This is a genomic window from Acinetobacter septicus, assembly GCF_019355975.1.
In the GTDB taxonomy this organism is placed as follows: Bacteria; Pseudomonadota; Gammaproteobacteria; order Pseudomonadales; family Moraxellaceae; genus Acinetobacter; species Acinetobacter ursingii.
On sequence record NZ_CP079898.1, the window covers coordinates 380,986 to 406,889 of the forward strand.

Annotated in this window: 26 protein-coding genes; 11 read left to right on the forward strand and 15 right to left on the reverse strand. The window is 36.7% G+C overall.

Features of this window, described 5'->3' with window-relative positions:
- The first annotated feature begins 121 nt into the window (after nt 1–121).
- The 4 genes from I6L31_RS01960 to I6L31_RS01975 are packed head-to-tail and all read left to right on the forward strand — an operon-like array spanning nt 122 to nt 5,891.
- Nucleotides 122–1,549: a tyrosine-type recombinase/integrase gene (locus tag I6L31_RS01960; protein WP_005004112.1), complete on the forward strand. Its 1,428-nt coding sequence runs from the start codon at nt 122–124 to the stop codon at nt 1,547–1,549.
- Nucleotides 1,546–3,483, forward strand: a complete 1,938-nt coding sequence (locus I6L31_RS01965) for a hypothetical protein (protein WP_005004113.1) — start codon at nt 1,546–1,548, stop codon at nt 3,481–3,483. Before I6L31_RS01960 ends, I6L31_RS01965 begins: the two co-directional genes overlap by 4 nt.
- Nucleotides 3,480–5,537, forward strand: coding sequence for a hypothetical protein (locus I6L31_RS01970; protein ID WP_005004116.1), 2,058 nt, complete (start codon nt 3,480–3,482; stop codon nt 5,535–5,537). Before I6L31_RS01965 ends, I6L31_RS01970 begins: the two co-directional genes overlap by 4 nt.
- Before the next feature lie 3 nt (nt 5,538–5,540).
- A complete protein-coding gene (locus I6L31_RS01975) occupies nt 5,541–5,891 on the forward strand; it encodes a hypothetical protein (RefSeq protein ID WP_005004119.1) in 351 nt (116 codons plus the stop codon).
- A 48-nt stretch (nt 5,892–5,939) separates the two neighbouring features.
- Here the strand turns inward: I6L31_RS01975 and I6L31_RS01980 are convergent, their stop codons facing one another.
- Genes I6L31_RS01980 through I6L31_RS01995 form a run of 4 tightly spaced genes read right to left on the reverse strand, consistent with a single transcriptional unit; the run spans nt 5,940 to nt 8,976 of the window.
- Nucleotides 5,940–6,491, reverse strand: coding sequence for a hypothetical protein (locus I6L31_RS01980; RefSeq protein WP_005004120.1), 552 nt, complete (start codon nt 6,489–6,491; stop codon nt 5,940–5,942).
- A gap of 13 nt (nt 6,492–6,504) precedes the next feature.
- Nucleotides 6,505–7,260, reverse strand: coding sequence for an SDR family NAD(P)-dependent oxidoreductase (locus tag I6L31_RS01985; RefSeq protein WP_005004122.1), 756 nt, complete (start codon nt 7,258–7,260; stop codon nt 6,505–6,507).
- A 3-nt stretch (nt 7,261–7,263) separates the two neighbouring features.
- Nucleotides 7,264–8,562, reverse strand: coding sequence for an FAD-binding oxidoreductase (locus I6L31_RS01990; RefSeq protein WP_005004124.1), 1,299 nt, complete (start codon nt 8,560–8,562; stop codon nt 7,264–7,266).
- 6 nt (nt 8,563–8,568) lie between these two features.
- Nucleotides 8,569–8,976 carry a GtrA family protein gene (locus I6L31_RS01995; RefSeq protein WP_035272086.1) on the reverse strand — a complete coding sequence of 136 codons (408 nt, stop codon included), beginning with the start codon at nt 8,974–8,976 and terminating at the stop codon, nt 8,569–8,571.
- Between the two features lie 28 nt (nt 8,977–9,004).
- On the opposite strand from I6L31_RS01995, the gene I6L31_RS02000 reads away from it, so the two are divergent.
- The 3 genes from I6L31_RS02000 to I6L31_RS02010 are packed head-to-tail and all read left to right on the forward strand — an operon-like array spanning nt 9,005 to nt 11,926.
- Nucleotides 9,005–9,883, forward strand: a complete 879-nt coding sequence (locus I6L31_RS02000; RefSeq protein WP_005004130.1) for a decaprenyl-phosphate phosphoribosyltransferase — start codon at nt 9,005–9,007, stop codon at nt 9,881–9,883.
- A gap of 16 nt (nt 9,884–9,899) precedes the next feature.
- On the forward strand, nt 9,900–10,310 hold the full coding sequence (locus tag I6L31_RS02005; protein ID WP_005004132.1) for a divergent PAP2 family protein: 411 nt from the start codon (nt 9,900–9,902) through the stop codon (nt 10,308–10,310).
- Complete coding sequence (locus I6L31_RS02010) at nt 10,307–11,926, forward strand: hypothetical protein (RefSeq protein WP_005004135.1); 1,620 nt, start codon at nt 10,307–10,309, stop codon at nt 11,924–11,926. The genes I6L31_RS02005 and I6L31_RS02010 overlap by 4 nt, the downstream gene beginning before the upstream one ends.
- 7 nt (nt 11,927–11,933) lie before the next feature.
- On the opposite strand, the gene I6L31_RS02015 is transcribed toward I6L31_RS02010, so the two are convergent.
- The 5 genes from I6L31_RS02015 to I6L31_RS02035 form a co-directional block, all read right to left on the reverse strand.
- Nucleotides 11,934–12,074, reverse strand: a complete 141-nt coding sequence (locus I6L31_RS02015; protein WP_151813913.1) for a pilin — start codon at nt 12,072–12,074, stop codon at nt 11,934–11,936.
- Complete coding sequence (gene tfpZ, locus I6L31_RS02020) at nt 12,031–12,780, reverse strand: TfpX/TfpZ family type IV pilin accessory protein (RefSeq protein WP_005004137.1); 750 nt, start codon at nt 12,778–12,780, stop codon at nt 12,031–12,033. The genes I6L31_RS02015 and tfpZ overlap by 44 nt, the downstream gene beginning before the upstream one ends.
- Entirely contained in the window at nt 12,781–14,655 is a 1,875-nt protein-coding gene (locus I6L31_RS02025; protein ID WP_151835040.1) for a hypothetical protein, read from the reverse strand.
- Nucleotides 14,656–14,725: 70 nt separating this feature from the next.
- Complete coding sequence (locus tag I6L31_RS02030) at nt 14,726–15,187, reverse strand: pilin (protein ID WP_371863896.1); 462 nt, start codon at nt 15,185–15,187, stop codon at nt 14,726–14,728.
- 610 nt (nt 15,188–15,797) lie between these two features.
- On the reverse strand, nt 15,798–16,079 hold the full coding sequence (locus I6L31_RS02035; RefSeq protein WP_005004147.1) for a type II toxin-antitoxin system TacA family antitoxin: 282 nt from the start codon (nt 16,077–16,079) through the stop codon (nt 15,798–15,800).
- Between the two features lie 432 nt (nt 16,080–16,511).
- Between I6L31_RS02035 and I6L31_RS02040 the strand changes: the two genes are divergently transcribed.
- Nucleotides 16,512–16,721: a hypothetical protein gene (locus I6L31_RS02040; protein WP_005004150.1), complete on the forward strand. Its 210-nt coding sequence runs from the start codon at nt 16,512–16,514 to the stop codon at nt 16,719–16,721.
- Nucleotides 16,722–16,752: 31 nt separating this feature from the next.
- On the opposite strand, the gene bioB is transcribed toward I6L31_RS02040, so the two are convergent.
- A complete protein-coding gene (bioB, locus tag I6L31_RS02045) occupies nt 16,753–17,742 on the reverse strand; it encodes a biotin synthase BioB (RefSeq protein WP_005004152.1) in 990 nt (329 codons plus the stop codon).
- 77 nt (nt 17,743–17,819) lie between these two features.
- Nucleotides 17,820–18,929 (reverse strand): tRNA epoxyqueuosine(34) reductase QueG, encoded by a 1,110-nt coding sequence (gene queG, locus I6L31_RS02050; protein WP_005004154.1) that lies wholly within the window; start codon nt 18,927–18,929, stop codon nt 17,820–17,822.
- A gap of 28 nt (nt 18,930–18,957) precedes the next feature.
- Here queG and I6L31_RS02055 point away from each other — a divergent pair, with 28 nt between their 5' ends.
- Nucleotides 18,958–20,445: an NAD(P)H-hydrate dehydratase gene (locus tag I6L31_RS02055; RefSeq protein WP_005004156.1), complete on the forward strand. Its 1,488-nt coding sequence runs from the start codon at nt 18,958–18,960 to the stop codon at nt 20,443–20,445.
- Between the two features lie 6 nt (nt 20,446–20,451).
- Here I6L31_RS02055 and ruvC read toward each other — a convergent pair whose 3' ends face one another.
- Entirely contained in the window at nt 20,452–20,997 is a 546-nt protein-coding gene (ruvC, locus tag I6L31_RS02060; protein WP_035272289.1) for a crossover junction endodeoxyribonuclease RuvC, read from the reverse strand.
- 124 nt (nt 20,998–21,121) lie between these two features.
- Here ruvC and I6L31_RS02065 point away from each other — a divergent pair, with 124 nt between their 5' ends.
- Nucleotides 21,122–21,688: an FxsA family protein gene (locus tag I6L31_RS02065; RefSeq protein ID WP_005004159.1), complete on the forward strand. Its 567-nt coding sequence runs from the start codon at nt 21,122–21,124 to the stop codon at nt 21,686–21,688.
- Nucleotides 21,689–21,765: 77 nt separating this feature from the next.
- Here the strand turns inward: I6L31_RS02065 and I6L31_RS02070 are convergent, their stop codons facing one another.
- Nucleotides 21,766–23,157: an LLM class flavin-dependent oxidoreductase gene (locus tag I6L31_RS02070; RefSeq protein ID WP_005004160.1), complete on the reverse strand. Its 1,392-nt coding sequence runs from the start codon at nt 23,155–23,157 to the stop codon at nt 21,766–21,768.
- 131 nt (nt 23,158–23,288) lie between these two features.
- A complete protein-coding gene (locus I6L31_RS18280; RefSeq protein WP_005004167.1) occupies nt 23,289–23,483 on the reverse strand; it encodes a hypothetical protein in 195 nt (64 codons plus the stop codon).
- A 246-nt stretch (nt 23,484–23,729) separates the two neighbouring features.
- On the opposite strand from I6L31_RS18280, the gene I6L31_RS02075 reads away from it, so the two are divergent.
- Nucleotides 23,730–23,978, forward strand: coding sequence for a hypothetical protein (locus I6L31_RS02075; RefSeq protein ID WP_005004169.1), 249 nt, complete (start codon nt 23,730–23,732; stop codon nt 23,976–23,978).
- Nucleotides 23,979–24,088: 110 nt separating this feature from the next.
- Here the strand turns inward: I6L31_RS02075 and metK are convergent, their stop codons facing one another.
- On the reverse strand, nt 24,089–25,255 hold the full coding sequence (gene metK, locus I6L31_RS02080) for a methionine adenosyltransferase (RefSeq protein WP_004989187.1): 1,167 nt from the start codon (nt 25,253–25,255) through the stop codon (nt 24,089–24,091).
- Nucleotides 25,256–25,904 lie beyond the last annotated feature (649 nt).

Below are 25,904 nucleotides of genomic sequence, written 5' to 3' on the forward strand. Positions count from 1 at the left end.
GCTCTTATAGATTGTCTTGATTGGTGTCCAGACAATTTCATTTTGATGAATAGGGGGATTTTTGTCAATCCTGTCTCAATGTGGCTTTTTGCCTGTTTTTTTTAATAAACAGGAGGCTCAAATGAGCACTAAACTTAAAAATGGTCAGTCACGTTACCAGTCTAAAGCTAAAGTCGAGACTATTAAAAAATTTCAGTTACTGACGTTGGTTAAGGCAACCCGTTGTTTAAATGATGCAGAGTTCGAAAAATATGGTGATGCTTACCTTGAGTTTCCCGTGATTATTCAGAGAGATGGCAACCCATCAGAAATTTTTAATCTGTATCTGCTGAAAAAATTACAGCAAACAGTGCAGTATGATTTTAAAACATTTGCTTCGATTGCGAATCAATTGGTTGATTTTCAGCGGTTTCTTGAAGATGAACAGCTTGACTGTTTAAAGTTTCATAAATTGAAACAACAAAACGCAATTTTTAAATATCGTACGCGTCTTATTGAACAAGCCAATGCAGGTCTAATTTCCGCCAGTTCTGCACGTGGTCGAATTAATGCGGTAGTGAATTTTTATCGATTTCTCGTTACAGAAGACTTGGTTGACCATCAACGTTACGGGCTTCCATTTCAAGATGTGTACAAATATATTGCGGTAGACAATGAGTTTGGCGCACGTCGAAAAATGGCAATTAAGTCGCATGATCTTGCAATTCATGTTCCAGCCAAAGCCCAAAACTCTGAAGCGATTGTCGATGGTGGTGAGTTGAGTCCACTTACTGTTGAAGAGCAAGCTGTTGTATTAAAAGCTCTGCAAAAATCATCACGTGAATATCAGCTGATGTTCTATCTAGCATTATTCACAGGTGCCCGTTTACAAACGATTTGTACTTTACGAATAAAAAGCTTAATTGGTTGTGAGCTTGATAGTCATGGCTTTATTCGTCTGTCAGTTGGGGCGGGTACAGGTGTGGACACTAAATTTCAAAAGCCGATGACACTTTTGATTCCAAATTGGTTAGTACAAGATCTTAAAATCTATATCAATAGTGAGCAAGCGCGTCTGCGTAGACATAAATCAAATTATGGCGACTCGGATGAAAACTATGTGTTTCTCACCAAGCTTGGCACACCTTTCTACACCAGCAAAGCTGAACAGCAAGAACTGACTGATCAGATTAAAGCCTCTGACTCATTTGGGGCAAGGCTGAAACTGTATGAGGGTGAAGCAGTACGCAGCTATTTAAAGGTCGTGCTATTACCCGAAATTCGATTGATTGATCCACAATTTAAAAGTTTTAAATTTCATGATTTACGTGCCAGTTTTGGGATGAATCTGCTGGAAAGTCAGTTACAGCATCTACCTGAAGGGCATTCTGCTATGACCGCTGTTGAGTATGTGCAAGCTCGTATGGGACATCGTAACATCAGCACGACTTTACAGTATTTGAATTATAAATCACGATTGCAATGGCGCAGTAAAATTCAGCATGAGTATGAATCAAGCTTAATGAAATACGTGATGTCTTCTGTCAATTTAGCGGGAGAATTGTCATGAATTTTAGACGCTCTCCGATTTTTGTGCATATCTCAGATATCAACAAACAAATTAATGAGCATGAGCGACTTGTTCTCGTCTGCAAAGATAAGACAGCTTCTTTTGCTTTTAAGACATTAGATATAGGAACTCTGTTTTTTCGTAAAAGAGAATGGTATGAAACTGTATCTGAAGATGAAATTTCTGCATCTTTTGATGAAAAAAGACGTTATTTTTTACAATGTTTGACCGACTATTTACTGCAAATGAATGGATCCGATCTATCAAAAGGACTCTTTTACTACACTAGTAAAATGTTTCTAGATTATGTGGATCAGCAAAAGAAAGTTTTTGATTTATCGAATCAAAACAGTGTGATTGATGCGTATCGTCGTTACAGCAAATATTTAGTTGATCGCACTTTGCTTGCAGATACTGATGAAGAAAGCTTGGCTGCACATACAGCAAAGCAATATCAGCGAAATGCAGCGAAGTTAATCGCATATGTATTTGACTGTCATGAAATTGATATTGTTAGTCAAGCGATGCAAGTACAGTCTCAGCGTTATGATGTTCCTGTTTTGCCAATCGCTAAAGAAGATCATCAGAAAACTTACGCAACTTTGTTGAATGTCTTTCTTGAAATTCATAGTATTGTTGTACAAGAAAATGATTTTCCTGCGCATTTTCAATCCGTGGATGATGAAAACATCTATTTTTACTCGAACTTTCATCATCAAACTGAAAAACAGCATATTCAGTTCGATATGCAGAGGTATTTAGCTAAATATAGCTCAATTCCGACATTGTCAAAGATGTTGGCTGATTTTGAGTTAGAAGAAGATAGTGAGCATCGAAAGCGTGTACGTGAAAATCGTAATCAAGCCATCCGTAAACTTGAAGATCGCAACAAAAATAAGCGGCATTTAGAGCGTGAAAGACTTGCATCCTACGGCCTGACCATCGGCATGCTATTATTTATTGCACAAACTGGAGCAAATCTAGACACTGCTCAACAATTACAACTCGACAGCATGGAAGTCCTGCCATCCACACAAGGCCGACGCTTTTCAGGAACGAAAAGCCGTGCAGGAGGCAAGACAATATATCCTGAATTTGGGGTGAAATTTGAGCCGATTTTTAGAAAAATTTTAGAACTTCGGGTTTGGTATATTCAAGATGAGCAGTGTGATTTTGTATTTCCGCTACGCAATGACGTGCGAAAACTAAGCGCAATTGGAAATAATAAGCTGCAATTACTTAAAAGATTTTTGCAGCGTATTTTCCCGAAAATGGCTTGGATTACGCCACAGCAGTGGCGCAAGCATGTTAGCAGTCAATATGTTGAATTGAGCGATGGCGATTTATTGCTTGAAGCTGAAGTGATGGGGCACTCACTCGATACTGCGAAGAAAAATTACAGTCGAACTTCATTTAAAGATGCAAGCCAACAGATTTCACAATTCTTTTATGAACTGCGAGAAGTTGCAGTGTCACAAACTCGAACAGTTGAACGAATTTCGGTGCAAATGCTAGATGAAACTATTGATGCTCAATCCTCACCTGTCGGTGCATGTGCCTCTATCCATCCACAGCCTGAAAAAGCTATTGGGTTTACTGAACGGGCCCCTACACCCAATTGTCAGCAATTTGAGCATTGCTTATTCTGTCAATACTATGCAGTCCACGCTGATGATGAAGATGTGCGTAAGCTTTTATCACTGAAAAGCCTGCTCGGCTACGTTAAGCAAAAAGCCACGGACTTAATCAAGTGGGAACAGCAGTTTGGGGTTGTACTACACCGAATTGACGAAGTACTCAACGAATTATCAGATACTTATGAAAACTTACGTGATCGAATTTTTTCAATTCAAGAAGAAGTAGAAAGCGGTGATTTAGATGCGTATTGGCTGAATCATTTTGAATTGCTAATTGATTTGGGGTGGATATCATGAGTTCATTTAATTCGTATTTGTATGCCAGTGGCGTTGCTGAGCAGTTTTTACCAGATGAATATCGTTTGGAGAATAATCAGCTGACTGTTCCCACAAGCTTTATTTTATCCCGTATGTCTAATGGCGCAACATTATCTCAATTTGGCGATGATGTTTGGGACTTTTCACTCTATCTGCCGAAGTGTCACTGTAAATTAAATTTTAAGAGCTGGTTGAAACATGCTCGTGAGAATGATTTTCTCTTCTGTCAAATACGTGCTGAAATGAAAAAAATCATTTTTGCGTTGCTTTATATAAAATCAGGTAAGTCGATTATTAAAAGTGTTGAGCAACGCCATCTTGTCTTGCGCCAGTTTGCAGCAATTGCATATAAAAATGGCTGTACATTACAACAATTATTTAGCGATGTTGCTTATATGTCAAAAGTAAATGATGCTTATGTTGGTGTGAGCTATCAAAAAGCCATTCACATTAAAGCATTTTTAACGGATTGTTTTGCCTTACAACAGCAATACCCATTGCTCATTCCTGCGTTTAGTACATATAAGCCAATAGAGCATTTAGCAAAGTTGGCTGCTCAACTCAGGTTGCAGTCAGGCAAAGTAGGCCCACAAACTAAAGTTGTTCCTTCACGGCTTTATATAGCCTTAATTAATGCTTTAGCAGATAAATTGAATGAGTTTAATCAGTATGCACCTGCGTTGTTGCAATGGTTTCAGCGTACTCAGCAGGATATCAATTTTGCCCTGATGCCTGTTGAGTTTAGACGTGCTAAACGAGCAATAAGCTTTACTAATGCCCGTGATTTACTGGGCTTAACAGAGCTTTTTGAGAATCATCAGATTCGTAAACATGCAAATTTGACTCGCTACATGACGTTAATTCAAGGCATGGCCAAGTTGTGGATTCATCTGTTTACAGGTATGCGCGATAATGAAGTAAATCAGTTGTCTTATGACTGTTACCAAACGGTTCAGAGCAATGAGCATCTTGTGCATGTACTGATGGGCTATACTTCCAAGTTGCATGGTGGCGGTAATAAATCCACCTATTGGATCACGTTTGAAGACATTCAAATAGGCGTTCATGCAGCACAAAGTGTTGGTGAAATCTACGCTCTGCTCAACTCACATTATGATATGTCTAATCCTGCTGAATACCCATTATTTCCAACGCTATACTCGCAAAAGCATCGAAATAAAAATAACCGCAATATTGAGCATGAAACGGATTTTATCTCTAATTTTGAGGGTGCCCCGACTCGAACACAGTCTAATTTTAATCAGTATTTAAGCCGTATTTCTGTCTTGCTTGGAGATGGGTTGAAAATCACAGAAAGTGATATCGCCGAGCTTGAAGCTTTTGATGGTTTTCGCAACTGGCGTGAGGAAAAAGACTGCCAAGTTGGTGAGTACTGGAATATCTGTACCCATCAATTTAGACGTTCGCTTGCAGTTTATGGCGCTCGTTCAGGCATGATCGGACTTGGCGCTTTGTCAGTCCAATTTAAGCATCTAACAGAGTCAATGACGTTGTATTACCGTAATAATGCGGTATTTGCGCCAAATATTTTAGTGAGTGATAGTCAAAAAGAGTTTCTTCAAGAGCTTGAATATCAACGTTTGGTGCATTCTTATGCGCAGTTCGAGTACGGTGTGATTAATAGTTCTAGCCGTTTACTCGGTGGGGCAGGAACATATTTTCAGCTGCAAAAAGACCGCGAGCAATTGCTGAAGGTGTTTCCAAACCGTGATGAAACGATTAAGCGCATGAAAAAAGGGGAAATTGCGTATAAGCCTAGTCTTTTTGGTGCTTGTACTAATCCTGATTCTTGCGAAAAAATTTCATTTACTGCGATTACCAGCTGTCTGAGTTGTGCCCATGCAATCTTTGATACTGAGAGTGCTGAGAAGATGCAAAAAGCAGTACAACGATTACAACGAGCACGAGATACACAAGCATCAAGCAGTTTGCTGTACGGGCAAATGGACAGCGACATTATGGCTTTAAATAGAACTATTCAAAAAATTAAAACGATCAATATTGAGGTTTAAAATATGTGTGCACTCAATGAATATTATGCCGCTTTAGAGCGTCTAAAGGCCAATAAGCCAATAATTTTACCCAAAGGTTCTGCCATTAATAATGACACTGTTGCATTGGAGGCAGGGCGTAAGCGGGGTTCGATTAAGAAGAGCCGCCATGCTGCATTAATTGAAGCTATTGAGCAAGCAGCACAGGCTGTGGGGCAAAATGTTCTTTCGCCTACGCAACGTATTGAGCTAGCGAAAACTAAGACCAAGGCAGTGAAAAGTGATTATGAGCAGCTGAAAGAAGATTATGAAAAACTGTTGGAAAAGTGCAATTCGCTCTTGCTGGAAAATTTTGAGTTGAGGCAGAAAAGTTAAGTTTATCTTGGAAATGTCCTATGCCACATGCATAGGACATTGAAAGTTCTATTGGGTGGGCATTTTAAAATCAATTATTTTATATATTTTTTGATTGTTTTGAAATTTTTGGTTAATAAGTGCTGCGGTTTTTGTATCAACCATTATCAGGGCCTCAATAGGCTTTTGTGTTTGATAATGTAAGTAACGTAATACTGAGAAACGATGATTGCCATCAACAATAGATAGTTTTAACTGATTTTTTCGATAAGCATTTCGGTCATATATCATGCAAATTGGCGACAGCGGTATTTTTTTATTCGACCATGCATCAATGACTTTGGCAATTTTATAATCATCATGCCCTAAACTGGCGCGCTCAATATTATCATTAGTCTCCCAAAAGCATTGAATATCGTAGCATTCAGGGAAATCAATGATTTCCCACAGTAACTCAAAACATATTTTATATACAATCAGCCCATTTTGAATTATTTGATCATCAAAAGAGCAATATTTTTGTTCTACAGCCTCAATAATAGTTTTTTGATTAACGCTTATGCATAGTGGTGAAAAATGAGGAAAATCTTTTTTGAATTGTTCAATTAATGCTTCAGACATTGATGCTCAAGCCTTATATATCCATCTTTTTGAAAAGATAAAATGGTAAATTTCTGATAATCATCATAATAATTGCCCATTTTTTAGGTGTGTAAACAGTTTTTTTGCCCTTTTCTATAGCATGAACGATATCTTGAGCTACCTGTTCAGGAGATGCAAGCTTTCCTTTGCCTGTCATTCCCGCTGTCATAGGTGTTGCCGTCGGCCCAGGTTTAATCAGGGTTGTCTTGACCTTAGAGTTACTTAAAGCCAAGCGATGTTGTAAACCTTCTACATAAGTATCTATAAGTGCCTTTGATGCACCATATATATAATTGGATTTGCGTCCACGATCACCTGCAACTGACCCAATAACGGCAAGTTTCCCATGATTACGCTCAATCATGTACTGAGTAATTGCTTCAGTAAATAAAACAGGTGATATTGCGTTTACTTCTATAGACTGTTGACATTGTACAAGATCAATTTGACAATGCTCTTGCTTAGGCAGATTTCCATGTGCAATAAGCGCGATATCTATGGCTGCTTGTTGATTCAATGTTTGAATACAGGTTTGAATTGCCTGAGCATCTAAAAAATTTACAAGTTGCATTTGAATATTTGCATCAGGATTACGAACTTTAAGATCATTAATGACACGCTGTAGCTTTGCAGAATCACGACCCAAAAGGATGAGTTCGCATGCCTGTTGTTTTAACCAAACCCTTGCACAACATTCAGCAATAGTAGACGTTCCACCTACGATTAGAATTCTCAATTTGTTTGACATGTACTATACACCTAATAGACGACGAGACATATTTGAGCTGATACCAGGGTCTCGGTATTTCATAAATTCTTGGATACGTGGGTAACTTGCTTCAAATAGAGTTTTAGGCATTCGAGCATCTTTGGCTAAGTAAAGTCGTCCTTGTGCCTCTTGAACAATATGATCTAGTTCATTGAATAATTTTGACGTTTTTTCGCCCCGATTAGGAAAATCTAAAGCTAGAGTGACTCCAGACCGAGGGAAGCTTAATAATCCTCCAGACTCACGATCACCAAAAGTTTTCAATACTGCTAGAAATGACCCCTCACCTGATTTTTTAATCATTTTGAGCATTTCTTGAGTTGCTTCCAATCCCACCTCGCGTGGTACAACACTTTGATACTGATAAAATCCAAGAGGGCCATACATTTTGTTCCATGCCTGTATTGAATCTAATGGATAAAAAAAAGGTTCATAATGCACTAATTGATTACGCTTTTTTAAAGCATTTTTATGAAAATAAGCGAAGTTAAATATTGGGAGACTAATTTTATTGACTAAAGAAATAGGCGGTGTAAAAGGAAAAGTTTTATCCTTAAGCTTTGGCGCTGATTGATTTTGTATTTGTGCCAGATTACCGCGAATAAAAAGCCCTTTTGTTGATGAGCTATTGATACAATCAATCCAAGATACTGTATGTTCCCAATCAGCTTCAGATGAATCGGCTAAGCTAAAAAATTCTTGCAAGCTATAATAAGGGATAGTTTCTGATTGTATCCATGGTCCGTTGACTGACCGCAATTGTAATTTTGCTTCTAAGATCAATCCTGTTAACCCAATACCGCCAAGCGTGGCATAGAACCATTCAGATTTTTCATGATGTGAACATTCAATAATTTCACCATCAGTCCGTAACAGTGTTATAGATAAAACATGAGCGCCAAAAGAGCCAAAGGCATGATGGTTTTTTCCATGAACATCATTACTGATTGCACCACCGACAGTGATCATCTGGGTGCCAGGTGTTACTGCTAACATCCATCCCTGCGGAACAAGTGTACGATGAATATCTTGTAAAGTTGCACCAGCTTCACAATGTAAAATGCCTGTTTCGAGATTAAATGAAATTAAATGGTTTAAGGTGGTTGTTTGCCATAGATGACCTTGTGTATTTAATGCAACATCACCATAACTGCGCCCCATACCGTAAGCTACACCAGGAAGATGCTGTTTGAGTTGTTGGATAGCTTGATTCGGGGTTTGAAAGCTAATGATATCATGCTCTGTATTAGAAAGCCGCCCCCATGTTTGGATTGTAGCCATATATCCTCATACCGCTCGAAATACATATCGTTTGTCTAAAGAATATTTGCATACATAGCCAATCATCAGACCAAGTACTCCTCCCAAATAGCGCATTTCTTTGGTTTCAAAAATATACTGAAATCCAAATTCAAATCCCCAGAAGATCATTGTGGTGATAACACCCATAACGGTATACAAGAAAAAGACTTGTCGATTGTGTCCTGCATTTTCTGTCCTATATTGAAAAATATATTTTTTATCTAAAATATATTTGACGACAAGCCCAAAGCCAGTCCCCATGATGATTGAAATTAAGATTGAAAAATCACCAGAGTACAAATAATTACAAATAACTTGTGCTAAAATGTTGCATAGCGTAGCAACTATCGCAAATGTTGTATAGAGCATTGCAAGCCTAAACGAATCAATCATTTAAAATTTTAATAGTGTTGTAAATTAAATGCATGATATAGCACAAAAAAGGAAATTTCTAGGGGAAATGCAAGGGCTGATTAAGTTAGTTAGACCAAAGCAATGGGTTAAAAACAGTTTTGTTTTTGCACCTTTAATTTTTGCGGGTGAGTTTTTACACCCTGATTCTGTTTACTCTACTTTATTGGCGGCTTTTCTTTTTTGTATAGCTGCATCTGCTGTCTATATAGTGAATGATCTCAAAGATATAGAAAAAGATCGTATACATCCTGAAAAATCCAAAAAGCGACCTTTAGCCTCTGGCCAAGTTAGTCCTCAAAGTGCAATTATTTTATTGATATTACTCTATATTGTACTTATCAGTTTTTGGACTGTGGTTCCAAACGTCATTTACGTAATCTTTATTTATTTAGCTTTAAATTGGGCCTATACGTTTAAATTAAAACATGAACCCGTTATTGAAATTTTTATTGTGGCTTTTGGTTTTGTACTGAGAGTTTATGCGGGTGCAATGGCACTTACTGTTCCTGTTTCGCATTGGATGTTTATTACAACACTGAGTATTTCATTGTATTTGGCATCTATTAAAAGACGTCAAGAGTTATTGCAAAACGGGTCACAAAGTCGAGGGGTTCTTGCGTATTATTCAGTAACATTAATTGATCGCTTTGCTGAAATGTCAGCTGTTACAGCTGTAGTCTTTTATAGTCTTTATGTGATGGAGGTTCAGCCAAAGTTGGTTGTTACTGTCCCGTTGGTCATTTTTGGTTTGTTTCGATATTGGTACATAGTTGAAACTTTAAAAGGTGGTGAGTCCCCAACAGACGTTATTATTCAGGATAAGCAAATATTACTGACCGTATTGCTTTGGGTGGGATGCTGTATTTGGGTTTTACTTCCAAGTTGATTTTTGAGAGTTTCTTGTGAATTACTATATCTATTTAATTACTCCATTTATTGCATGGTTCATTTGTGGAGTAATAAAGTTTGCAGTTAATTGCATAAAAGAAAGGCGATTTACCTTTGATTTAATTGGTTATGGAGGTATGCCGAGCAACCATAGTGCTATTGTAAGTAGTATGGCGAGTTTGATTGCGTTTAAGGAGGGAATTAATACAGCTGCTTTTGGTGTGGCTTTAACATTGGCTTTTATTGTGATATTGGACGCCAACAGTTTGCGTAAACAAATTGGTAAGCATGCGAAAGTAATTAATCATCTTGAATACTATCAGGGTGATAAACTGAGAGAAAGAATAGGACATAGTAAGTTAGAAATTCTTACGGGGATCATACTGGGTTCTTGTGTGGGGTTTATATTAGGATTATTTAAATGATTTTTTTAAGAAAAAACTGCTTTATTTTTACAATATTAATTTTTTCAATATTCTATTTATTTTCTGCTTGGGTGGCGGATGATGCGTATATTACATTTAGAACCATAGAAAACTTTCATAATGGTTATGGCCTGAGATGGAATATTACAGAGCGTGTGCAAAGCTATACTCATCCATTATGGATGATAAATCTTCTGATTGGAAAATACATTATTAATGACCTTTATTATCTTTGCTTAATTTTAGGTTTTTTTTACACAGTTTTGACAATTTATATTATTTATCTCTTAAGTGAAAAAAATATTTTTAATTTTACTCTAGGTGTCCTTATTTTATTTAGCTCCAAAGCAGCTTTAGACTTTTCTTCATCAGGTTTGGAAAATAGCTTAAGTTATTTTTTAATTGCATGTTTTTTTTATACCATATTAAAATTAAAAGAACACTCACATTTCTATTTAATTTTAAGTACCGTTTTTAGCTGTATGTTTTTAAACAGAATGGACTTGATTATTCCATTTTTGCCTTTTGCTTTTTATATTTTTTTCTACCAAGCATATCAAGAACATAGATTTAAAAAGTCAACATTACAAGGTTTTATAGGATTTATTCCAGTTATTCTGTGGAGTATATTTGCTCTTTATTATTATGGCTCTTTTTTTGCTAATTCTGTTATTGCAAAAACTAATACGGGGTTGCCTACAACACATTTACATATACAGGGTTTTAAATATATATATGGAAATTTAATTTATGACCCATTTACCTCACTGTTTATCTATGCCACATCGATCTACTCAATTTTTTCTAAAAAATACGTCAATAAGTTATTAGGGTTTGGTTTGGCACTATACATCTTCTATCTGATCCATGTTGGAGCTGATTATATGTATGGACGTTTTTTAACAATACCCTTCATCATTAGTCTTTTTATTGTTGTTACAAATCTGAGAAAAGATCTAAGAATACTAAAATTAGCTTTAGTTCTTGGTCTAGTATTAAGCTCATACAATCTTTATCAGTACACATTTAAAGATATTAAAAGCTTTGAAATTTCTAATAATAATTTTACTGATGAACGTGCTTTTTATTATCCGACTACAAGTTTATTACTTACTTTACAAGAGAATAATCGCAGTATTGCTGATCATTTTATAGAAACTCGATTTATATTTGAAGATCCCGTTACACAGCCAACAGCCTTGCATACTATGGGGTTCAACGGTTATATCGTTAGTAAGTTATTTCCTGAAAAACATATTGTGGATGCCTTGGGTTTAACAGATGCATTTCTAGCAGCACATCCTATGAAATATGGATCTTGGCGGATAGGCCACTTTCCAAGAGCTTTAAATGCAGAATACTTAAATAGTATTAAATATAATCAGAATCTGATTACATTGCCTGAAGATCGTGCTGTTTTAGATCAAGTCTTTCTGCTGTCTCGAGCGCCCTTGAATGACTCAAGACGTTTAGAAGCAATTATAAAATGGAACAATGGTTCAACATTTAAAACAGCAAAGCAAGGCTTTCAACACTATCCACATAAGTTGCTGTTACAACAAAACCTAGATCCAAAAATGAATCTATGGATACCAAGTAATTTAAATATGGACTAACAGATATTTAACTGCACGCATTTGGACGGTACTTCGCATCTAAGGTGCCTGAAGTACATGTCCATGTTGCAGTACCAACAGATGTTTCGAAAATACAATATAATTTACAACCATGGTCGTAAATTGACAATTTTGATTGGTTTCCCATTTTTATCAAATAATGCAACCATATCTAACTCAGGAGATTTTACTGGCAACCAACCTTTTGGTTTTGTTGTTAATAATGCTAATTGTTCATCAATTGCTACATCGGCATTAAATTTATTCAATTCAGTTATTGGATTTAACTGTATCAAAATTTCTTCTGATTTTGTATCAATCAATTTATATGTTTCAGGTCTGACAACAATACTAATTCCATCAAACATTTCCTCATCAATCAATTTCTGGCGCTTTCTTGGATCACTACCATAATCCGCTGCAATCCACATAGGTTTATTATAAAAAGGAACTTTAAATTGATCTGTTAAATCTTGACGGAATTTTTCCTGAATATTGATCGGAGAAACTAACTCTATATCATCTTTCACAAATACAAGCCATGCCGGTTTACCTTGATGTAATACAAATAGCCCACCCACATAAGCAATGAGCTGTATTAAAACAATCACGACCATATCAAAAAGCATTCTTTTTTTATCGAGTTTATATACAATAAAAGTTAAGGTAGGACCCAAGATTAAATCGATTATCAACATTAGAACATACATGTTTCCAACCCCAACAGCTTGTGCAAGAGGGGATGGATACCAAACCATAAAAACTAAATAAAGAGCAATGGCTAGTAGCAGTATTGAAAATAAACAATGCCAAAAAAATGCATAGAGTCTTTGACGTAACATAAAGCGATCCATTTATTGAACTCCTTGCTTGACGATAGCTTTATTTATACATAATTTATCATCCATAACTAAATGCTCTGCACACATTTGTGAGAATAATATTGTCTTCTGTGCTGTAAATTGATTTTTTTTCGATATATGAATATCACTGATTGCCTCATTCCAAGCTGAATTACTTTGCACTTTATCCCCTAAACCCAGTAAAATCATACTTTTTAATACAAGATATTGCTTATTCTCTGGATCATACCATAAAGCTATATTAATATTTTTGAGTGCACTATTTAAATCTTTACCTATCAGTACATAATAATAAGCATTTAGATGATAAATTGAACCAATTTCTGTTAAACGACTATCTTGTGTTCGATATTGTGATCTATTTTTTACCATTAAGTGTAATGGATTTAAACTATTAATCATTCCATCAATATATTTTTTAGTTTCAGGATCTCGATGTTCTAATAAATATGCATAGTAAAGGACTTCAGAATTCATCGTTATATCACGTCTGCGTTCATCTATAATTTTCACAAATTCTGAATATCTTTTATACTCAAAAAGGTATGTTAAATAAGATTGCAAAGCTATTTCTGAATTTTTATTATTTTTATATGCCCATTGCCATAAGATTAAATTATTTTGCCACATTGGAATAGTTACATAAATTCCTGCTAGACCCATTATTATATAAAATGCAATCAAGCCACTTAGTAAAAATTTCTTTAATCTTAAAATATGCAGCTTTGAAAAAATAATTTCCCATGGTAAAAAAACTACAGCTAGTAACGCAAAAAATAATGCTGTCGTCATAAATCGTTCATGAATGATGGTCTCTGGTACGCCAAGTGGAATAATTCTAAGTACAGGAAATAGACATAATAATGTACATACTGCCATATATGCAGAAAAACTATTTTTTTTAAAAAAACCATACGAAACAATTACTAAAAATATGATAGCAAAGAAACTTGAAACTTTACCTCGCCAATCTGCTAGAAATGCATAGTCTATTTGATGGATCGCATTCGGGTAGAATGGAACAAAAAAGGTTTTAATATATTCAGAGAGAGTATTTAATGGGAGTAGAATTTGTATATATGGGATTTTAAGTAAAGGCTCAGATAAATTTTGATGAACCGCATGATAAATCTGGTGCATGGCAGAGATTCTGATACACATATAAATGAAAAAACTCAAAGTTAAAAATATAAATAATAAATAATTTTCTTTTATAACTTTTAGAGTTCCATCTAAAAAATTATTTTTATTAACAAAATATAAAGAAAAAACAAATAGAATTACAGGGAATATGATGGCAAGTTCTTTACAAAATAATCCAAAAATAAAAATTATACTTAAGATAAGATCTCTTATTAAGTTTTTTTGAAAATTTAAAAATACAAGAAGCCCAAGAAGTATGAAGCTAGTCACCATTAAGTCAAATCTACCTACTGCCCAAACTGTAGATTCCACTAAAATAGGACTGGTAATATATAACAAAGATACGATCAAAGCATAGAGGTTTGTATTGTTTGTTTTTAATAGCTGAGATATCCTTAAAACTATTAAATAGATTAGTGTTACATTAAAAGATAAAATACAAATATTAATGAAGTGAGAAATAAATGGCTTTAAACCCCATAATTTAAACTCAGCGACAAATGTTGCAAAAACTAAGGGTCTAAAATAAGACGTCCCATCTAGTACAGGTTGTGAAATCATATACCAAAAATTATGGTCACTATGCCAAAAAGATCGATCCACAAAAATAATGACATCATCCCATACATAATCATTTTTTAATGATGGGTAATAAATAATGAATACTAATAATATTAAACTGATTAATACTAGCCATTTATTTTTTATTAAATTAATCATCATACTTCTCTAAATAATATAAATAAAAAAGACCCCGGAAGGTCTTTTTAATGCAGATTAAATATCTATAACATTATGGCTTACAAGCATTTGGCAAGTATTTTGTAGGAATAGTAGTACCCGAGCCAGTTGCAGTATCAACTGTTGTGTTACCACACGCCCAAGTAGAGCCACCGTTTGCAGTAGTATATGTTAATACAGATCCAGATGCTTTACCTGTGGTCATAGTTACAGTAACTCGACCTGCTGGATATGTATTTGCAACACTTGAGGTTACACTTGAGTACTTGCCTACTAATGTTGCATTTAATTGACCAGAAGTTGGTGTAGCTGTCGGAGCTACTAATGCAGGCCAAGCATTCTTATCAGCACCGTACTCAGCGAGAGGAGATTTTAAGCCACCACCTAGAGATACAGCTTCAGAAACTTGTCCGCGTGTAATATAGTCTTGGTAAGCAGGAATTGCGATTGCTGCTAAAATACCAATAATAGCCACCACAATCATAAGTTCGATGAGCGTGAAGCCCTTTTGCATTGTATTCATAACATTCTCCAAAAATGTTGTTAATTTAGTTATAAGCTTTGTAAGCTATTTTAATAATAGCACTAAACGTGCCAACTTTTATTATAGACAATTTACACAGAAATACAGCATCTTATACATAAAAAAAATCAGACTAAAAAATTTGCCGTATATTTTTGTTAAAAAGTGACAATTTTTGTCAGGTTGAATTTTATACTTGGGACAAATATTGCCATTGTGTGATGCGTATCGCATATATTCGATTGTTCTTTTTTAGATGTTGTGATGTTGTTCTTTAAGTTGAAGTCTATCGCTTGAAATTTTCTGGGTATAGTAGGGCGCTATTTCTACCATCGTCAGTGCATCTCAATCTCACTCTTTACCGAGTTTATGACACGTTGTTTCAGTTGCTTCAATTTGCGCGATTGAGTCGCGTAACCGTTTTGCATTGGCAGGACTTTTGAGTAGGTACGCTGTTTCTTTAAAGGCATTACAATCATCTAGACTTATTATCCCACGGCTTGTTTATCTTCTCTATTAATAAGTACAGGTGTATGATCGTCTATAACATAATCGAGTATATCCGCTAAATTGTCTTGCAGCTCAGCACATGTAATGACTTTCATTTCTGTTCCTTAAAAATTTCTTTATCTAAAAGCTGGGCAGCCTGTTTTAATCGGGCAGGGACCTTATTTTGAGTTTGACATACTTCAACAAATTGTTTGAACTGGGCATGACTTAACTGAATATGAGTGTGTTCGTGCAAAATTTGCGGTGCGTAATTTTGAATTAAATAAATAAAAAACTCGGTGAGTGTAGCGTAACCCAGAGTAGCGGCAGTTCGTTCTGCCAATCGCTTTGTTTCAGCATCTAGATGTATTTCTATAAACTCGTTGTTGGTCATCAGTCATCTGTTTTTGAGCATAAAATTTTTTATATTTCGCATGACGCATAACAAACATAAAATTTTAAGGTCGGTATGAATACAAAAAGTCTCTTTTGGTGATTGCTCATTTTAATTAGGCAGACTAAAACACGTTTTTAACACCTTACGCATTTTTTGAGGATATGGACAAACGTGAAAAATTTGTCGTTATAAAAGCATGTCGATATGGACAAAATATAAAATTGAGTAAATGAATAGAATTCAACAGTTTGGAGCGTGTCCATACAAAGTGACTTATGGAATGAATTGAATAGTGTTTTTTATTTTGCTACTTTTTAATTGTATTTATCAGCATAAATAAATATATTTTCGCACTATACTAAACATGTATTAAGATGATTTCGCCCCTATTTTTTAAAATGATTAAATAATTCGCAATTGAGTTTAGTTATGACTAATAAACTACATTCTGACCATCATATTGTTACAGATCAACTTGGCCTGACCATTGTTTGGTTGATGCAACATCAAGATATATTTGATTCATTAAATTTTGATGTTCAAACTCAACAACTTATTGTAAAACATGCAGCAGGTGAAGATCTCATTCGTGAAGGGATGTATTTAACTGCGCAATATGGAATTTTAGTCACGTCATAAAAAACCCTCTTAAATAAGAGGGCTGATCAATTTATGCGCTCATAGCATCGACCGCTAGTTCACGAGCAGAAACTTTGGGTTTTTCAGCCACTAACCCTAATTTGGCAAATAGCTGCTGATCTCTACCTTCACCCGCATTTGGCGTGGTTAGTAATTTGTCACCAGAGAATAAAGAGTTTGCTCCAGCCATAAACGCAAGTGCTTGATCAGAATCACTCAGTGATTCGCGACCTGCAGAAAGTCGGATATAACTTTGCGGCATAATAATACGCGCAACTGCAATCGTACGAATCCATTCAGTCACTTCTAGTTTTTCCACATCAGCCAGTGGTGTTCCTTCAATCGGAACTAACATATTAATCGGCACAGATTCAGGGTGAATGGGTAAAGTTGCAAGCTCATACAATAATCCAATACGATCTTGCTTATCCTCACCTAAACCAACAATACCGCCACTACAGACTTTCAACCCCGCATTACGCACATGATCCAGAGTATTTAAACGGTCATCAAAGGTACGGGTACTAATGATATTGCTATAATATTCGCGCGAAGTGTCCAGATTGTGATTATAGTAATCTAGACCTGCATCATATAAACGTTCAGCTTGTGATTGATTCAGCATTCCAAGCGTCATGCAGGTTTCCATTCCGAGAGCTTTGACTTCGCGTACCATTTCCAGTACATAAGGCATATCGCGTTCATGGGGATTGCGCCAAGCAGCACCCATACAAAAACGTGACGAACCTGAATCTTTGGCTGCTTTTGCTTCAGAAATGACTTTTTCAACGGCAATACGTTTTTCTGCTTCTAATTTTGAATCGTAGCGTGCCGATTGCGAACAATACTTACAATCTTCAGGACATTTACCTGTTTTAATGGACAATAAAGTACTAACCTGAATCGTATTGGCAGAGAAATGTTGACGGTGCACTTGTTGCGCCTGAAAAACCAGATCTAAAAATGGTTGATCATAAAGTGCTTGGATTTCGTTACGAGTCCAATCATTACGTAAGGTCATTGTCATAATCCATGATGATTGCTTTTACTAGCAACTTATCATACAGAATTCATGCTAAAGCTATAGGGCAAAAAACATCATTTTTGTTGACTTGCGAGTTGCTTTAATAATTGTTGTTCAATTGCCCAGTCAATATGTACATTTACGATATCATCATGTTGGGATTTGGCTTGTATGAGCTGTTCTACAATTAATCCAGAATAAGGTGCATTCCCCAAACCAATCGCGATATTACGCTTGAACGACTGATAACCTGTACGCCGAATCGGGCTACCTTCGGTATGTGTTAAAAAGGTTAATTCATCCCATTGCCAGATTTCAAGCAGGGAAATATCATTAAGACCATGTCGTGGATTAAAGTCAGAAATAGACGCTTTTTGGGCAAAGCTGTTCCATGGGCAAATCAATTGGCAATCATCACAGCCGAAGATTCGATTGCCAATTCCTGCACGGAGTTCTTCTGCAATGATACCTTTATATTCAATGGTTAAATAAGCAATACATCTACGTGCATCCAGCATATACGGTTCAACAATCGCTTGAGTCGGACAGATATCGATACAGGCACTGCAAGAACCACAATGTGCTGTAGCAGGTTCATCAAAAGGCAAATCGAGTGAGGTAAATAATTCACCTAACACAAAAAAAGAGCCTGATTTCTTGTGAATAAGCAGGGTATGTTTACCTGTCCAACCCATTCCTGCACTTTCAGCCAATGATTTCTCAAAGATAGGTGCTGAGTCTGCAAAAGGACGCGATTCAAATTCCCCAACTTTTTCCTTAATCTTTGAGGCAAGAGTTTTTAAACGTCCCCGCATAATTTTATGATAATCACGGCCACGTGCGTAACGAGCGATAATTGCAGAATTCGGTTCATTTGGTACATAGCGCGGTTTTGGTGTTTCTACCAGATAATTCATGCGCACACAAATGATGCTTTTTGTTCCTGGAACGAGCAATTTTGGATCTGCACGTTTTTCCAAATTTTCCTCTAAATAGTGCATATCTGCATGGTAGCCACGTTTTAAATATTCCTCAAAACGCGGCATTTCTGCTTGAGCATCTGGTTTGGCAATGACACAATCAGCAAAACCCAATGCCAAAGCCTGTTGTTTGATCCATTGTTTAAGCGCAATGGCATCATGTTGAAGAACAGGAATAGAAGCTGCTGAAGAAATAGATGACATATGCCAAGAATAATGAGGAAGAAGAACAATGCGAAGCACAGTTTACCATAGCCCTGTTTATAATCGTGAAAGTATTCAAGCATGGGAAAAGCGTTGGTTTGCACAGCACAATTCTTCTTTAGGTCTCATGCAGCAAGTGGCATGGACGATTGCTGAACGTTTGGATTTATATATTCTACAAAATAGCCTAAGTGTTAAAAAAATTGCAGTCTGGTGTGGCTCGGGAAATAATGCAGGGGATGGTTACTATACCGCTGCTTATTTGTCTCAAAAAGGATATGACGTTCAAATATTTGCAGCACCAACAGGTGATTCTTCAGATTTAAAGCAAGCGATTCTTTACGCGCAGCTTCATAAAATACAGATTGAGCCAAATTTTGCAGTTCCAGATCAATTTGATTGTCATATTGATGCGTTATTTGGAATCGGTTTAAATCGTGAGCTTGATCAAAACTGGCAAAATACGATTCAACATTTTAATCAGTTATCTGGTTTAAAAGTTGCCATTGATGTTCCAAGCGGATTGCATGCTAATACGGGTCAGACCTTACCAGTCGCAATCAAAGCCGATATTACATTCACAGCATTGGCAATAAAAGTAGGGCTGGTGACAGGTCAAGCAAAAGAATATGTGGGACAGCTAGAAGTTATTTCATTGATTCCATGTGATGAGAAACTACAGCCAGTCGCGTATCTTAGATCTTCACATATTTATTTACCCAAACGTCAGGCTTTTGGTCATAAGGGAAGCTATGGACATGTGTTAGTGGTGGGTGGTCACGCCAATATGGGCGGAGCTGTGATCATGGCGGCAGAGGCGGCTTTTCATGCAGGTGCAGGCAAAGTCACTGTAATTTGTGATGCATCACATCATTCAGCTATATTGTCACGTGCTCCAAATATTATGGTGCAAGATATTGATCAATTTGATCAGGAAAAAATTGAAGCATTACTTCGTCAGATCGATGCCGTTTGTTTTGGAATGGGCTTGGGGCGAGATGATAAGTCAGCGCAGATTTTTCAGCGATGGTTTGAAATCTTGAAAAGCCAAACTCAGCTTGAAATTGTATTGGATGCAGATGCGCTTTGGTTTTTGGCAAAACAAGAAAATATTCATTTGTCTAAGAATATGTATTTAACGCCGCATTCGGCTGAAGCAGCACGATTACTGAATACGACTGTTCAAAAAGTTGAACAAGATCGAGTGGCAGCAATTGATCAACTACAGCAGAAATATCAGGGCAATTGGGTATTGAAAGGCTCTGGCAGTTTGATTTTGGAAAATAATACGTTTTTTGTCTGCTCCACTGGTAATGCAGGGATGGGGACAGGTGGGATGGGCGATGTATTGGCAGGCATGATTGCAAGTCTAAAAGCGCAGTTCCATGCAGATATTGCACTTTCAGATATTGTCACTTTACATGGAAAGGCTGGTGATTTGTTGGCTGAAAAGGGTCAAAGAGGAATTCAGGCACAGCACATGTCAGAGGCAATTTATCAGGTTGTGAATGTTTAATTGAACTTAGCGCCTTCTACTGTTATACCGACTACGTCCACGTGCCATGCCACCCAGAGCATTTAAAACTGCCATTTTGCTCATGCTTCCAGATACATGGGCGTGGCAAATGGCAGCGGCCAGCGCATCGGCAGCATCGGCTTGAGGTTTGATCGTTAAGCTTAAAATCCGCATGACCATCATCTGGACTTGCTCTTTATCTGCTGCACCATAACCGACTACAGATTGTTTAATTTGTCGTGCGGTATATTCAGCGACTTGTAAATCCAGATTCACCAAAGCTGCAATGGCTGCACCACGTGCTTGACCTAATTTCAGAGCAGAATCAGGATTTTGTGCCATAAACACCTGTTCGACTGCGGCTTCGGTTGGGCCATGAAATTTTACAATTCGTTCAACTCCTGCAAAAATCCGTTTTAAGCGTTCAGGCATGCCCTGACTTTCCGTACGTATGGTTCCAGCGTCAATAAAACGTAGCTGAGCGCCATCTTTTTCAATGATGCCATAACCTGTAAGGCGCGAACCCGGATCAATTCCTATAATTAATGGCATAACAGACTTTAAAAATAAAAGATTGCCCATATTGTTACATAACAGCATTAAAAAATCTTGATTCAGTTGAGATCAGTGTTTAATACTGCTGCAAACATTTATTTTTGAGATAGATACGTTTTACATGAATTTATTATTGATTGTTGTTTTTGGCGCGATTCTCGAAATTGCTGTATGGATTGGTATTGCCCAATTTGTGAGCGGTTGGTATGTTTTTTTCTGGTTTATTATCGCGTTCTTTATCGGGCTAAACATGTTGCGTTCCAGTACTTCTGGGATTATGCCACAGTTGCAGCAAATGCAAATGACAGGACAACTTGGAACAGATCCCGCAGTGAGCAAAAAACTTGCCATGGCAATGGCTGGTTTTCTGCTGATGTTACCGGGAATTATCTCTGATATTTTAGCTGTTTTGATTTTGATTCCTGCTGTACAAAAAGCTTTCCAAAATGCCTTAATGAAAACTATGGCAAAACGCCAACAAGCCATGATGGATAAAATGATGGGCGGCATGATGGGAAGTGCTGGTGGTCAAGCGGGACAAAATCCTTTCGCTGATATTATGCGTCAAATGCAGGATATGCAAAATCAGCAGTCAGGAGGTCAGTATCGTGATTCAAGCGTAATCGATGGGGAAGCGCGTGAAGTCACACCAGAAGTGAAGAAAATCGAACACAAAGACAAAGATTAAAATAAGTTTGATGTGAAACGATTATATGCAAAAGCCGAATCATGTGATTCGGCTTTTTTGTAGCTTAAATGCTGATCCTAAACTGCTGCCCTGAAAAGTGATGGTCTAGTTTTGCGATAAGCTGCTCCACGATGCCAGTCTGGTAAATGAGCATTATTTTGAAATAACTTTTCTCTTAATGTGCCTTCACTGTACTGTTTTGGATAAACTCCACGTTTTTGCAATTCTGGCACGATAAAATCAACCACGTCCTGAAAACTTTGATGCGCTAAAATATAGGCGAGATTAAAACCATCAATATCGGTATCTTCAACCCATTGCTGTAATTCATCAGCTACAGTTTGTGCTGATCCAACTAAAACTGGTCCATTACCACCGACGCCAATCCAATTGGCAATTTCTTCTATGGTCCAGATACGGTTTGGATCTGCATTGACATAGGAATCAAGCAGTGACTGAATCGCATCTGTCTGGATATATTCAACTTTATCTTTAGATTGATACTGAGAAAAATCAACACCCGACCAGCCTGACAACAAAGTTAAAGCACCATCGTAGCTTGCATAGGACTGATATTCTCTAAATTTGTGTTGAGCTTTCTCATCAGTTTCATCGGTGACAATCGAAAGTAGCGCATAAATTTTTGCTGAATAAGGATCACGACCATTTTCAATCAATTTGTGGCGAATACTTTGAACAATACTTTTAGTCGCTACTTTAGATGGCGCAGCTATGAAAATACATTCTGCATTTTGACTGGCAAATGTCTGTCCGCGTCCTGAAGCTCCTGCTTGATATAGAACGGGTGTACGTTGAGGCGAAGGTTCACATATATGAATACCAGGAACCTCAAAATATTTGCCTTTATGCTTTATTGGATGCACTTTTTTAAAATCTGCAAAGACTCCCGTTTTTTTATCTGCAACAACGGCATCATTTTCCCAAGAGCCTTCCCAAAGTTTGTATAAGACTTCCAGATATTCATCTGCAATATCATATCGTTCATCATGACTGACTTGATTGGATAGACCTAAATTTTTAGAGCCACTTGCCAGATATGAAGTCACGATATTCCAGCCGACACGTCCTTTGCTTAAGTGATCCAGCGTACTCATACGTCGTGCAAAAGGATAGGGATGTTCAAATGAAATAGAGGTTGTCACTCCAAATCCCAAATGTTTTGTCACAGCAGCCATCGCAGGTACGACTTGGAGGGGATCATTGACAGGAACTTGCACTGCACCTGTCAAAGCATGTTCTGCACTTTGCTGATAAACATCATAAATACCGAGTACATCCGCCAGAAAGACACCATCAAAAATGCCTTTTTCTAGGATTTTTGCTAAATCTATCCAATATTCAAGATCTTTATATTCACGAGAACGATCTTGTGGGTGACGCCATAAACCGGGAGATTGATGGGCGATACAATTCATTTCAAAAGCATTAAATCGTATTTGTTTTGACATGACTTAACTCTATTTTTTCATGATTCATGATGAGCTTAAGTCAAAATGTGCAGGCGCTTTATATCGATTCATTCAAAGCTTTTATGATTATTTTTTTAATAAAAAATATGATGTATTAAGATATAAAAGATCTATTCGTCTGTACCTGGATTTTTCTGAGCTTCGGATGGCGTGTCAATTGTGGATTCAACATGGCTTGACTCGGCTTTTACACTAGGTTGATATTTATTTGAAGCCAGAGTGGTTTTTTCGTTTTCGGATCCTTTATATTTCCGACTACGATTAGCTCGTTCACGAAAACCACCTTTATTAATCAATTGGGTCATAATGATCAACTTCTGAGGAGTTATTAATAAATTTTAACAATTTTTTTGTGGATAATTCTATTTTTTATGTAATCTTATAAGTAGTATTTTGTTTATGTTATTGATAATTAATAAATTTATTATTTTTCGGTTTCATTGAAATCCTGTTCTGTTTCACATAGTATAAAAATATAAGGCCTAAAATGATTTAGCTGTCGCTGAACAGAATAGAAAAACAAGTTTAGAGGTCTGCGGGAGGGTTTAACTATGCTATACCAATATAACTGTGCATGTTGTAACAAGGTCGTTGCATCCACAGATAAAGAATGTCCGTATTGTGGTTCACAACACATTCGCAGCCCATACGGGTGGTGGATTTTTTGTATTGTGGGGTGTTTCGCTGTTGTGATGGTATTTAAATCAGTGCAGTTTTATATTCAGACACATGAAACTGATACGCCAGAACAAAAGTCGATACTGGATGTTTTAAATTCTAATGATAAAAAAACCAATTAACAGTCCAGTATTTAGGGAGCTATACTAATTTTTTTAGATTAACTATTTCGATCGGTTTTCATAAAAACAAGCCCGCAAATGCGGGCTTGTTTAAAATATAGAGCGAGGCTTTATAGACCAGCAGCATCCTTAAGAACGTCAACTTTATCTGTCTTTTCCCAAGTAAATGCATGATCTGTGCCTTCACGGCCAAAGTGACCATAAGCAGCAGTTTGCTTATACATCGGTTGTAACAAATTCAACATACGCGTAATACCAAATGGACGCAGATCAAAATGTTCACGTACTAAAGCAATAATCAGCTCATCATCGACTTTTGCAGTATTAAAGGTATTGATTGAAATTGAAGTAGGTTCCGCAACACCAATAGCATAACTTACCTGAATTTCACACTTATCTGCTAAGCCTGCTGCAACGATATTCTTTGCCACGTAACGACCTGCATAAGCAGCGGAGCGATCAACTTTAGATGGGTCTTTACCAGAGAAAGCACCGCCACCGTGACGTGCCATACCGCCATAAGTATCCACAATAATTTTACGGCCTGTAAGTCCACAATCCCCAACTGGACCGCCAATCACAAACATACCTGTAGGATTAATATGGAATTTGGTACCTGCATGGAACATGTCTGCTGGAATCACAGGTTTGACAATTTCTTCAATCACAGCTTCTTTAAGCTGAGTTTGAGAAATTTCAGGATCATGTTGAGTCGAAAGAACCACTGCATCCAGACGTACAGGTCGACCATTTTCATAAGCAAAAGTCACCTGACTTTTTGCATCTGGACGTAACCATGGCAACACACCTGAACGACGTAATTCAGCCTGACGTTCCATTAAACGATGCGCATAGGAAATAGGTGCTGGCATCAAGACATCAGTTTCACGACTTGCATAACCAAACATTAAACCCTGATCACCAGCACCCTGATCTTCAGGCTTTTGACGATCTACACCTTGCGCAATTTCAGGAGACTGTTTACCAATCATGTTGATCACAGCACAGGTTGAACCGTCAAAGCCAAGATCAGAATGATGATAGCCAATACCATTTACGGTTTGACGTACAATGGCTTCGAAATCTACATTGGCTGTTGTAGTGATTTCACCAGCAAGAACCACAGCGCCTGTTTTTACTAATGTTTCACAAGCAACCCGTGCGTATGGGTCTTCTCTTAAGATCGCATCCAGAATCGCATCACTAATTTGGTCAGCCATTTTATCTGGATGGCCTTCGCTTACAGATTCCGAAGTAAAAACAGCATACTCGCGCATGAAAGTCCTATCACAGTAATTTTTAAAGACATAATATGTTACATCGACTTGCCCTTTAGGACTAGCTTAACCTGACTAAATTGCGTGAATTAATTTCATTTTTGCCTTGTTTTATCTGATATGTGTATGAGTAAAACTTATATAGGCTATATAAAATGATCAGTTGTAATTGATTCTGGACAGTGCTTTAAAATTTAGTTTTTGATTTTTAAGATAGTTTTTGTTTTGATTCAAAAAAATTATCAGTTTACTCGTTATTTCTAGCCTCGAAGACAAAGAGTTTACTATTTTTTAACGAATAAATTTCTTTCGTATGTCTCTTTTATTTCTCGCTATGGGAGAAAAGTAAAGAGGGCTTATACAATGATGAAAGAAGTCTAATTACTCATCTAAGCTTTTAGTTGAATGTGATTCATTCTTTTTTTGAATAGTTGATTAAAATTCTTTTTTTTAAAGGTGCATGATTTTCTTGAAAGTTAATACGAAAAATGAACGATTTTTAATCAACTTGATAGGGTTTTAAATAAATTTAACTCATTGATTTTATTTTATTTATACTGGAATTTAGTGGATTTAAAAATAATCTATTTCGAATGCGTCTAAAAAATACAAAAATGAAAACCTGTGTATCGCTACAAAATTCGCCATT

Excerpts from the sequence above, each read along its gene's own strand:
- I6L31_RS02025 (WP_151835040.1), bottom strand. The coding sequence starts at position 14,655 with ATGATGATTAATTTAATAAAAAATAAATGGCTAGTATTAATCAGTTTA.
- I6L31_RS02040 (WP_005004150.1), top strand. The coding sequence starts at position 16,512 with ATGACTAATAAACTACATTCTGACCATCATATTGTTACAGATCAACTT.
- queG (WP_005004154.1), bottom strand. The coding sequence starts at position 18,929 with ATGTCATCTATTTCTTCAGCAGCTTCTATTCCTGTTCTTCAACATGAT.
- I6L31_RS02075 (WP_005004169.1), top strand. The coding sequence starts at position 23,730 with ATGCTATACCAATATAACTGTGCATGTTGTAACAAGGTCGTTGCATCC.
- I6L31_RS02010 (WP_005004135.1), top strand. The coding sequence starts at position 10,307 with ATGATTTTTTTAAGAAAAAACTGCTTTATTTTTACAATATTAATTTTT.
- ruvC (WP_035272289.1), bottom strand. The coding sequence starts at position 20,997 with ATGCCATTAATTATAGGAATTGATCCGGGTTCGCGCCTTACAGGTTAT.
- I6L31_RS01970 (WP_005004116.1), top strand. The coding sequence starts at position 3,480 with ATGAGTTCATTTAATTCGTATTTGTATGCCAGTGGCGTTGCTGAGCAG.
- I6L31_RS01960 (WP_005004112.1), top strand. The coding sequence starts at position 122 with ATGAGCACTAAACTTAAAAATGGTCAGTCACGTTACCAGTCTAAAGCT.
- I6L31_RS02070 (WP_005004160.1), bottom strand. The coding sequence starts at position 23,157 with ATGTCAAAACAAATACGATTTAATGCTTTTGAAATGAATTGTATCGCC.
- I6L31_RS01985 (WP_005004122.1), bottom strand. The coding sequence starts at position 7,260 with ATGTCAAACAAATTGAGAATTCTAATCGTAGGTGGAACGTCTACTATT.
- I6L31_RS01995 (WP_035272086.1), bottom strand. The coding sequence starts at position 8,976 with ATGATTGATTCGTTTAGGCTTGCAATGCTCTATACAACATTTGCGATA.
- metK (WP_004989187.1), bottom strand. The coding sequence starts at position 25,255 with ATGCGCGAGTATGCTGTTTTTACTTCGGAATCTGTAAGCGAAGGCCAT.
- I6L31_RS02065 (WP_005004159.1), top strand. The coding sequence starts at position 21,122 with ATGAATTTATTATTGATTGTTGTTTTTGGCGCGATTCTCGAAATTGCT.
- I6L31_RS02015 (WP_151813913.1), bottom strand. The coding sequence starts at position 12,074 with ATGGGAAACCAATCAAAATTGTCAATTTACGACCATGGTTGTAAATTA.
- I6L31_RS01975 (WP_005004119.1), top strand. The coding sequence starts at position 5,541 with ATGTGTGCACTCAATGAATATTATGCCGCTTTAGAGCGTCTAAAGGCC.
- I6L31_RS01990 (WP_005004124.1), bottom strand. The coding sequence starts at position 8,562 with ATGGCTACAATCCAAACATGGGGGCGGCTTTCTAATACAGAGCATGAT.
- bioB (WP_005004152.1), bottom strand. The coding sequence starts at position 17,742 with ATGACCTTACGTAATGATTGGACTCGTAACGAAATCCAAGCACTTTAT.
- I6L31_RS18280 (WP_005004167.1), bottom strand. The coding sequence starts at position 23,483 with ATGACCCAATTGATTAATAAAGGTGGTTTTCGTGAACGAGCTAATCGT.
- I6L31_RS02030 (WP_371863896.1), bottom strand. The coding sequence starts at position 15,187 with ATGCAAAAGGGCTTCACGCTCATCGAACTTATGATTGTGGTGGCTATT.
- I6L31_RS02055 (WP_005004156.1), top strand. The coding sequence starts at position 18,958 with ATGCGAAGCACAGTTTACCATAGCCCTGTTTATAATCGTGAAAGTATT.
- tfpZ (WP_005004137.1), bottom strand. The coding sequence starts at position 12,780 with ATGGATCGCTTTATGTTACGTCAAAGACTCTATGCATTTTTTTGGCAT.
- I6L31_RS01965 (WP_005004113.1), top strand. The coding sequence starts at position 1,546 with ATGAATTTTAGACGCTCTCCGATTTTTGTGCATATCTCAGATATCAAC.
- I6L31_RS02000 (WP_005004130.1), top strand. The coding sequence starts at position 9,005 with ATGCATGATATAGCACAAAAAAGGAAATTTCTAGGGGAAATGCAAGGG.
- I6L31_RS01980 (WP_005004120.1), bottom strand. The coding sequence starts at position 6,491 with ATGTCTGAAGCATTAATTGAACAATTCAAAAAAGATTTTCCTCATTTT.
- I6L31_RS02035 (WP_005004147.1), bottom strand. The coding sequence starts at position 16,079 with ATGACCAACAACGAGTTTATAGAAATACATCTAGATGCTGAAACAAAG.